The sequence below is a fragment of the Nocardiopsis listeri genome, from assembly GCF_020741345.1.
Taxonomy (GTDB): domain Bacteria; phylum Actinomycetota; class Actinomycetes; order Streptosporangiales; family Streptosporangiaceae; genus Nocardiopsis; species Nocardiopsis listeri_A.
This window is the reverse complement of the sequence record NZ_DYZD01000384.1, coordinates 1-6510: the sequence shown is the minus strand read 5'-3', so window position 1 is coordinate 6510 and position 6510 is coordinate 1. Positions and strand designations below refer to the sequence as shown.

Genomic DNA, 6510 nt, shown 5'->3' with positions numbered 1-6510 from the left:
CGGTGCCCACACCGTCGACCTCGTACAGACCGTAGGAGGGTTCGGCGGTGGCGCTTCCGGTGGCCAGGGTCCCCAGGAGGAGGGCGCCGGCGGCGACGGGGACGAGGACTCTTCTGACGGGGGTCGTGGGGGAGGGGTACTCCACTATGCCTCCATGAGCGGGGAGTGAGGCGGCGAATACTAGGCGGTATTGGAGATCGCGCCACCACGACCTGTCAATGTGGCGGGTTTTCGGGGCAGGAGGTGGCGAATCGTCTTGTTTGGAGTACTTGCCACGTGAAGCCCGCTTTTTCCGTCACCGCGCGTACGCCGAGCGTGGCCGGATCCGGCCACATGGAATCGGGTGTCACGCCGCCCGCCGTACCTGGCCCGCCACCCGGAATCTCACCCTCGCCGGGCACCGTCCGGCCAGATCACCTCGACCGGCAGTCCCCGGTCCCGGGCCGCGACCACGGCGTCGGCGGTGCCCCCGCGCCCGTCGGAGGGGTGCCCGTCCCAGACCGCGAAGAGCCGCTCCACGTTCGACAGCACCGCCTGGTTGGCGTCCTCGTAGGCGGCGCGACCGGCCTGTCGGTGCGGCATGTACCGCACCGACGACGCGCGGATGAGGAACCCGTCGAAGTCCTCGCGGTCCTCCGGCTTGACCTTGTTCTCGCGGTAGTCCACCGAGGGAAGCACGACCTCGACCTTGCCCCCCGCGCGCAGGACGGCCTCGGCGAACAGTCGGTCGGCGCCGCGCGCCAGGCAGGAGATGCCGACCAGGTCCTCGCCCCGGTAGGGCGTCAGGGCCGCGCCGAGCGCCTTGACCACCACCTCGCGGCTCTCCTCGGTCAGGTTGGAGTGTCCGGTGATCCCGATCCGTGGCATCCTGCCCCCTTTGTCGTCTATGGCGTTGCCAGCAGGGTAAGGGGAAGTTCGTCACGGATCGCCGCCGTGTCCGGGTTTTTGTGCAGTGCGGAGGATTCGACGTACCAATCGTGCAGGCGCCGACGCACCCGTCCCGAGGCCAGGCCCGGGCCCGACCCCAACGCCGCGCGCACGGAACGCGCCGACTCCGTGCCCTCGCCCAGGACCGCGTACGTGCGGCCCAGCCCGATCAGGTCGAGGGTCCTTCCCCTGCCCCTCCCACGTCGCTCCAACGCGGACGAGATGTACTCGACCGACCTCAACGCGAACCGCTCGGACTCGGGCCGTTCCACGGACCTGCCCAGGTCGCGGTAGCGCGCGCCCACGACACCGGCCAGTTCGGCCTCGTCGAACCCCTGCGACCACTCGGGGCCGGGGTCCTCCTCCCGGGCCAGAAGGTCCTCGGCCTGACCCACCGTGCGTTCGAACGACGCCACGCGACCCATGCGCGCGTACGACCATCCCTCGCGCGTGCGTAACAGGGCACGGACCGAGGGCGGAGCCCCGAGCGAGGCCGCCTGGTCCAGGGCCAGGCGCGTGATGTCGAGTGCGTCCTCGGGGTGGTGCAGGTCCAACATCTGGCGCGCCATGTCGGCCAGCACCCGGACCCCGAACGACGAGTGGTCGGGTCCCGCGTAGCGGACCGCCCGCAGGGAGAGCGAGTAGTAGCGCTGCGCCGTGCCGTGGTCGCCGGAGTCGAAGGACATCGACCCCACCACCCGCGCGAGTTCGGCCATCACCGCGAACAGGCGTTGCTGCACGTCGGGCCGCTGTCGATGCTCGACCAACTCCGAGACCTCGGAGAGCTGACCGATCACGGCCTTGCGTCGTGTCCCCATCCGCCACCGTTCGTCCCAGTGGCGCAGGCACACGGTCGCCGCCTCGATCCGCTCCAGTTCCATCGCGCCGATGGTCGAGCCGCCCTTTCGGGTCCCCGACGGGCCGGGGGCGGTCCACCGTTCCAGGAGTTCCGTCAGTGCGGCCCCGACCAGGATCGTGCCGCCGACGGCGAATGCCTCTCTACGTTTCATCAGGTCCCTCAGAGTCTGCTCGGCCATCTCCTTCGCCATATCGGCGGAGGGGGATGAGTCGCCAACGCGCAATGAGGATTCTGTCCACGACGTCTCCATTTCATTCTCGGAATCCGAGGCGGCCAGCCCGAGAACCCTTCTGGCCTGCGAGGGCATGGATAAACCGTCGGCCACGCGGAGCCAGGTGTCGAGCGCGGTGATCGAACGGCGCCCGCACATGATCGCGCTCACGTGAGGCTGGGCCATGTCGATCGCCGAACCGATCGCCTGTTGGCTCGCACCGGTGTGCAGGCGCACGAGCCCCAAGAGAGCACCCGCGTCCCTTCGCGCGAGGCAGCCACGAACGTCATTTCGGTTCCAGAACGGACCCGGTGGTGGTACCCGGGTCTGGAGCTGCGATTTCGCCATACATATCACCGGTGTATATCTGTGCGGGATTCCGTGCCGAGGAGAAAACGAGGTTTGCTGACCTTGTTCATCCTTACCCGGATTCGGTGGCCGGTTAATGGACCGAAGACCCTGATCGGTTCGTGTGCCCGCCATATGTGGAGGCCCCCATGTCCATCTCCCGATCGACACGCGAGCGTTCCACGAGCGTGGGACCCGGATCGGCGGCCACCGAACGAAGAACGTCCCCGGCCGGAGCGGGGGAGGTGGGGGCGTGATCCGGGCCCACCGGAGAATGGTCGATCGTCTTCGAGCGCAGGTGAGGGTGGGGTCCGACTGGGAGCGGATCTTCGCCGAGGTCCCGCGCCACCGGTTCCTTCCGGACCGCTTCGTCCCGGACGGTGGACAGGGCGAGGTCGACCGGTGGCGGGACGAGGCGGTGTGGATGGAGGCCGCCTACGCCGACCAGGGGGTGACGGTCGGAGGCCACCCGGCCGGTGGACACGACGGTGCGCGCTCGACCGGCGGCTCCGTGTGTTCGCCCTCCCGGGCCGCCGACCTGCTGGTCCGCGCCGATCTGACCCGTGGCATGCACGTCCTGGAGATCGGTACGGGCAGCGGCTACTGCTCCGCCCTGATGTGCGGGTTCCTGGGAGAGGACGCCGTGGTCTCGGTCGAGATCGATCCCGACCGCGCCGACCGCGCGCGGGTCGACCTCCTGGGCATGGGAGCGGCCCCCTTGGTGGTGGTCGGTGACGGCATGGACGGTTGCGCGAGCGGGGCGCCCTTCGACCGGGTGATCTCCTCGGTGCCGGTCGAGCGACTGCCCGATCGGTGGGTGGACCAGTGCCTGCCCGGAGGGCGGATCCTCACCCGGTGGGGCGGCTCCTTCTCCCATGACCTGGTGGCCGACCTGCGTGTGGGTGCCGACGGGCGTGCCCGTGGCCACTTCACGGTCGCGCGCCCCTGCGCTCCCGCGCTCGCCGGGGAGTACCAGGCCGCCCTGATCTCCCGTTACGTCAGACCGGGGGAGGAGGAGCGGTCGCACGCCTTCGACCTGGACGCGTGGGACCTGATGGACGAGGCGAGCGCGCTGTGCTGCGGTCTGGCGATGCCCGGGGTCCGGCGGATCGTGCGGCCGGCGCTGTTGCGGTCGGACCTGCGCGTGGCCCTCTACCTCATCGATCCGGAGTCCGGATCCTGGGCGCTGGGTGCGGTCGCCGCCCAAGCGCCACGAGGGGTCCTGGCCAGACAACGTGGTCCGCGCATGCTCTTCGACGAGTGGGCACGCGCCCACATGGCGTGGAAGAGGGCCGGGCGACCGGGGCTGGATCGCTTCGGGGTGACGGCGGGGTCGACGGGGCAGACCGTCTGGCTGGACGACGAGCGGACGGTGTGGGCGGTGACCGGATGAGGGGGTTCGAGGGTCGGGTCGGTTCGCGTGAGCGCGTCCGGCCACGGGCACGTGGCTCACGGACGGCCTATCCGGGGTTTCCCAGTTCACGGCGGTATCCGCAGGCGGTGGAGGTGCTGACCAGGGCCAGGTTCGACGCGGCCCGGGACCTGAAGAGGGTGCCCGGCATGGACCCCTCGAAGCAGGCGGCCGTCATCCTCTGTGTCAGCGAGATGCTCACGGTGACCATGAGACGGGCCGCCCGCGGCGGGCGCAGCGCCGACGCGGTGCGCGTGCTCTCCCTGGGACGGAGCGGTACCCGCACCGTGCTGCGGCTGATCGTCACCGAGAGGCCGGTGGGCGGTGAGGTCGCGGCGATGTCGTACCCGGAGGCGGACGAACCCGAGTCCGAGAGCCGGAACCTGGAGATGGTCGACCACCTCAGCGACCGTTGGGGCGCGCGGCGGCTTCGCTGGGAGTGGGGAGAGCCGGTGATCGCGCTCTGGGCGGAGTTCGCGCTGCCGCCGGTGACGGTGTCGCGAGGCGCCACGGGCTGAGACGAAGGACGTCCGTCGGCGGTACCGGCGCTGCGGTGGCTCGGGCTTACCGGCCTGCCGAGGCCTCGGGTGTTGGCCGCACCCTGGGTTCCGCCGACGGACTCCGTATGACCCCCCTAGCACTGAAGGGTTCCCCTCCAGGGTAGCCCTCATCGTCTGTATCTTGAAGTCGAGGTACCCATTTTGAACGATCATCTCGAATCCTTGTGAGACCCTCCGGTCGTCACAGGTCACACAAGTGTCGTCTCAACATGTGAGCATCGAGTGTCGAAATTTCGTGACCGTCTGCTAGCGTGACGATCGTTATGCTGCGCGAGCTGCTCCTCCTTAGTGGCCGCGGCGGGGATCGTTAAAAGGTCGGCCCCTCGCCGCGGGACTTCGGCTTGCCGTGTCGGCCGTTACATCACGTGCCACTGATTTCTCCCGAGGAGCAACACCGTTATGGTGCCGCAGCAAAAGTCCAGTTCCATGCCGTTCGAGCGCTACCAGGCCTTCAAGCCGGTCGACCTGCCGGACCGCACCTGGCCCGCCAAGACCATCACCGAGGCTCCGCGTTGGCTGTCCACCGACCTGCGTGACGGCAACCAGGCGCTGATCGAGCCGATGGACCCCGCGCGCAAGCACGAGATCTTCCGCCTGCTGGTCAAGATGGGCTACAAGGAGATCGAGGTCGGCTTCCCGGCCGCCAGCCAGACCGACTTCGACTTCGTCCGGGAACTGATCGAGGGCGACCTGATCCCCGACGACGTACAGATCTCCGTTCTGACCCAGGCCCGTGAGGACCTGATCGAGCGCACCGTGCAGAGCCTGATCGGCGCCAAGCGCTCCACCGTGCACCTGTACAACGCCACCGCGCCCACCTTCCGTCGCGTCGTCTTCAAGGTGGACAAGGACGCGTGCAAGAACATCGCGGTCGAGGGAACCCGCCACGTCGTGCGCTTCGCCGAGCAGTACCTGGGCGAGACCGAGTACTTCGGCTACCAGTACTCGCCGGAGATCTTCATCGACACCGAGCTGGACTTCGCCCTGGAGGTCTGTGAGGCCGTCATGGACGTCTGGCGACCCGGCCCGGGCCGCGAGATCATCCTGAACCTGCCCGCCACCGTCGAGCGCGCCACCCCCAACATCTACGCCGACCAGATCGAGTGGATGAGCCGCAACCTGTCCCGCCGCGAGCACGTGGTCCTGTCCGTGCACCCGCACAACGACCGCGGCACCGGCGTGGCCTCCGCCGAACTGGCGGTCATGGGCGGCGCCGACCGTGTCGAGGGCTGCCTGTTCGGCCATGGTGAGCGCACCGGCAACGTCTGCTTGGTCACCCTGGGCCTGAACCTGTTCAGCCAGGGCGTCGACCCCAAGATCGACTTCTCCGACATCGACGAGATCCGTCGCACGGTCGAGCACTGCACCCAGCTGCCCGTGGCCCCGCGTCACCCCTACGGTGGCGACCTGGTCTACACGGCCTTCTCCGGCTCCCACCAGGACGCCATCAAGAAGGGCTTCGACGACCTGAACAAGCGCGCCGCGGAGGCCGGGGTCCCCGTCGGGGAGCACCCCTGGGACGTGCCGTACCTGCCCATCGACCCCAAGGACGTGGGCCGCAACTACGAGGCGGTCATCCGGGTCAACAGTCAGTCCGGTAAGGGCGGCGTCTCCTACATCATGCAGCGGGACCACTCCCTGGACCTGCCGCGTCGCCTGCAGATCGAGTTCTCGCAGGTCATCCAGCAGTTCACCGACACCGAGGGCGGCGAGTTCCCGGCCGACCGCATCTGGGAGATCTTCTCCAAGACCTACCTGGCCGACGAGGGCCCGGTCGCGGTCCTGGCGCACCGTTCCAGCACCGGCGAGGACGGCACCTATCGCGTAGAGGTCGACGCCCGCGTCAACGGCGAGATCCGTGAGCTGAAGGGCACCGGCAACGGTCCCATCTCCGCGTTCGCCGACGCACTGACCGGCGTCGACGTCAAGGTGCGCGTCAACGACTACGTGGAGCACTCCATGGGCGAGGACGGCAACGCCCGCGCCGCCGCCTACGTGGAGGCCGAGATCGACGGCAGGATCGTGTGGGGCGTGGGCATCCACAGCAACATCACGACGGCTTCGCTGAAGGCCATGTGCAGCGCCATCGGCCGCGCCTGAGCCGCATCTGAAACCGACCCCTGGCACTGAGGGAAAGGGCCGCGTCCCCATCGGCGGATTCTAGGGATCGTCGCAACACGTGAGGTCAGTTGCT

5 protein-coding genes are annotated in these 6510 nt (G+C 68.8%); 3 read left to right on the top strand and 2 right to left on the bottom strand.

Annotated features, from left to right (window positions below):
• Nucleotides 1-384: 384 nt before the first annotated feature.
• Together K8V84_RS20530 and K8V84_RS20525 are read right to left on the bottom strand one after the other, a co-directional pair.
• Nucleotides 385-867 carry a hypothetical protein gene (locus K8V84_RS20530; protein WP_304077466.1) on the bottom strand — a complete coding sequence of 161 codons (483 nt, stop codon included), beginning with the start codon at nt 865-867 and terminating at the stop codon, nt 385-387.
• A gap of 17 nt (nt 868-884) precedes the next feature.
• Nucleotides 885-1964 carry a hypothetical protein gene (locus K8V84_RS20525; RefSeq protein WP_304077464.1) on the bottom strand — a complete coding sequence of 360 codons (1080 nt, stop codon included), beginning with the start codon at nt 1962-1964 and terminating at the stop codon, nt 885-887.
• Nucleotides 1965-2649: 685 nt separating this feature from the next.
• On the opposite strand from K8V84_RS20525, the gene K8V84_RS20520 reads away from it, so the two are divergent.
• The 3 genes from K8V84_RS20520 to leuA all read left to right on the top strand — a co-directional run bounded on the left by K8V84_RS20520 (nt 2650) and on the right by leuA (nt 6416).
• Nucleotides 2650-3738 (top strand): protein-L-isoaspartate O-methyltransferase, encoded by a 1089-nt coding sequence (locus K8V84_RS20520; protein WP_304077461.1) that lies wholly within the window; start codon nt 2650-2652, stop codon nt 3736-3738.
• 167 nt (nt 3739-3905) lie between these two features.
• Nucleotides 3906-4274 carry a hypothetical protein gene (locus K8V84_RS20515; RefSeq protein ID WP_304077459.1) on the top strand — a complete coding sequence of 123 codons (369 nt, stop codon included), beginning with the start codon at nt 3906-3908 and terminating at the stop codon, nt 4272-4274.
• 441 nt (nt 4275-4715) lie between these two features.
• Nucleotides 4716-6416: a 2-isopropylmalate synthase gene (gene leuA / locus K8V84_RS20510; protein ID WP_304077457.1), complete on the top strand. Its 1701-nt coding sequence runs from the start codon at nt 4716-4718 to the stop codon at nt 6414-6416.
• Nucleotides 6417-6510 lie beyond the last annotated feature (94 nt).